General features: G+C 51.8%; 2 rRNA genes. Both read right to left on the bottom strand.

Features of this window, described 5'->3' with window-relative positions:
* Positions 1-10: 10 nt before the first annotated feature.
* A 5S ribosomal RNA gene (gene rrf, locus LZ005_RS21460) occupies positions 11-123 on the bottom strand.
* A gap of 104 nt (positions 124-227) precedes the next feature.
* Positions 228-3,099 (bottom strand): 23S ribosomal RNA (locus tag LZ005_RS21455).
* Positions 3,100-3,139 lie beyond the last annotated feature (40 nt).

The raw sequence follows: 3,139 nt of genomic DNA, 5'->3' as shown, positions 1-3,139 counted from the left end.
GGGAATAACAGCCTGACGATAACCTACTTTCACACTGGTTGCAGCACTATCATCGGCGCAAAGTCGTTTCACGGTCCTGTTCGGGATGGGAAGGGGTGGGACCGACTTGCTATGGTCATCAGGCATGACTTGTAGGGTTCGCGCTCATGCGCGGCACCCGCAATCGGGAAGAAGTTCTTGGTTTGGTAGTCAAAACTCGAGTAAGTTGCCATAACCATCAAGGTTATAGGGACAAGCCGTACGGGCAATTAGTATCAGTTAGCTTAATGCATTACTGCACTTCCACACCTGACCTATCAACGTCCTGGTCTCGAACGACCCTTCAAGGAGCTCAAGGCTCCGGGAAATCTCATCTTAAGGCAAGTTTCCCGCTTAGATGCTTTCAGCGGTTATCTCTTCCGAACATAGCTACCCGGCGATGCCACTGGCGTGACAACCGGTACACCAGAGGTTCGTCCACTCCGGTCCTCTCGTACTAGGAGCAGCCCCCTTCAAATTTCCAACGCCCACGGCAGATAGGGACCAAACTGTCTCACGACGTTTTAAACCCAGCTCGCGTACCACTTTAAATGGCGAACAGCCATACCCTTGGGACCGGCTACAGCCCCAGGATGTGATGAGCCGACATCGAGGTGCCAAACTCCCCCGTCGATATGAACTCTTGGGAGGAATCAGCCTGTTATCCCCAGAGTACCTTTTATCCGTTGAGCGATGGCCCTTCCATACAGAACCACCGGATCACTATGTCCTACTTTCGTACCTGCTCGACTTGTCGGTCTCGCAGTTAAGCACGCTTATGCCATTGCACTATTAGCACGATGTCCGACCGTACCTAGCGTACCTTCGAACTCCTCCGTTACACTTTGGGAGGAGACCGCCCCAGTCAAACTGCCTACCATGCACTGTCCCCGACCCAGATAATGGGCCAAGGTTAGAACCGCAAACCAACCAGGGTGGTATTTCAAGGTCGGCTCCACCGGAACTGGCGTCCCGGTTTCAAAGCCTCCCACCTATCCTACACAGATTGGTTCACAGTCCAATGCAAAGCTACAGTAAAGGTTCATGGGGTCTTTCCGTCTAGCCGCGGGTAGATTGCATCATCACAAACATTTCAACTTCGCTGAGTCTCGGGAGGAGACAGTGTGGCCATCGTTACGCCATTCGTGCAGGTCGGAACTTACCCGACAAGGAATTTCGCTACCTTAGGACCGTTATAGTTACGGCCGCCGTTTACTGGGACTTCAATCAAGAGCTTGCACCCCATCATTTAATCTTCCAGCACCGGGCAGGCGTCACACCCTATACGTCCACTTTCGTGTTTGCAGAGTGCTGTGTTTTTATTAAACAGTCGCAGCCACCAGTTTATTGCAACCCTTTCACCCTTCTGGCGCAGGCCAGTCAAGCTACCGGGGCGTACCTTATCCCGAAGTTACGGTACCAATTTGCCGAGTTCCTTCTCCCGAGTTCTCTCAAGCGCCTTAGAATACTCATCTCGCCCACCTGTGTCGGTTTGCGGTACGGTCTCGTATGACTGAAGCTTAGAGGCTTTTCTTGGAACCACTTCCGATTGCTTCGCGAACAAGTTCGCTCGTCCCATACCCTTGAATTACGCACCCGGATTTGCCTAAGTGCCTTCTCTGATACAGGAACCGACTATTCCAACAGTCGGACAACCTTCCGCGATCCGTCCCCCCATCGCATCATACGACGGTGCAGGAATATTAACCTGCTTCCCATCAGCTACGCATCTCTGCCTCGCCTTAGGGGCCGACTCACCCTGCCCCGATGAACGTTGGACAGGAAACCTTGGGCTTACGGCGTGCGGGCTTTTCACCCGCATTATCGCTACTCATGTCAGCATTCGCACTTCTGATACCTCCAGCAGCCTTTACAAGCCACCTTCGCAGGCTTACAGAACGCTCTCCTACCATATCCTTGCGGATATCCGCAGCTTCGGTGACTGGCTTAGCCCCGTTACATCTTCCGCGCAGGACGACTCGATCAGTGAGCTATTACGCTTTCTTTAAATGGTGGCTGCTTCTAAGCCAACATCCTGACTGTTTTAGCCTTCCCACTTCGTTTTCCACTTAGCCAATCTTTGGGACCTTAGCTGGCGGTCTGGGTTGTTTCCCTCTTGACACCGGACGTTAGCACCCGATGTCTGTCTCCCAAGCTCGCACTCACCGGTATTCGGAGTTTGCAATGGTTTGGTAAGTCGCGATGACCCCCTAGCCATAACAGTGCTCTACCCCCGGTGGTGATACTTGAGGCACTACCTAAATAGTTTTCGGAGAGAACCAGCTATTTCCAGATTTGTTTAGCCTTTCACCCCTATCCACAGCTCATCCCCTAATTTTTCAACATTAGTGGGTTCGGTCCTCCAGTGCGTGTTACCGCACCTTCAACCTGGCCATGGATAGATCATCTGGTTTCGGGTCTACACCCAGCGACTGGCGCCCTGTTCGGACTCGATTTCTCTACGGCTTCCCTATATGGTTAACCTTGCCACTGAATGTAAGTCGCTGACCCATTATACAAAAGGTACGCAGTCACCCATTTCTAGGCTCCTACTGTTTGTATGCACACGGTTTCAGGTTCTATTTCACTCCCCTCCCGGGGTTCTTTTCGCCTTTCCCTCACGGTACTGGTTCACTATCGGTCGATTACGAGTATTTAGCCTTGGAGGATGGTCCCCCCATCTTCAGACAGGATTTCTCGTGTCCCGCCCTACTTATCGCACGCTTAGTACCACCAACCTGATTTCGAATACGGGGCTATCACCCGCTATGGCTCCAATTTCCAGTGGATTCTTCTATCAAGCTGACTATCACGTGCAGGCTCTTCCCATTTCGCTCGCCACTACTTTGGGAATCTCGGTTGATTTCTTTTCCTGTAGCTACTTAGATGTTTCAGTTCGCCACGTTCGCTTCACACACCTATGTATTCAGTGGGTGATACCCTAAAAGGGTGGGTTTCCCCATTCGGAAATCTGCGGATCAAAGCTCGTTTGCCAGCTCCCCGCAGCTTATCGCAAGCTACTACGTCCTTCATCGCCTGTAATCGCCAAGGCATCCGCCATGTGCACTTATTCACTTGTCCCTATAACCTTGACGGCTATAGAAATAAGCAACTTACTTCT

The organism is Massilia sp. TS11 (assembly GCF_022012445.1).
GTDB lineage: Bacteria > Pseudomonadota > Gammaproteobacteria > Burkholderiales > Burkholderiaceae_D > Telluria.
This window is presented reverse-complemented; position numbering and strand designations above follow the sequence as displayed.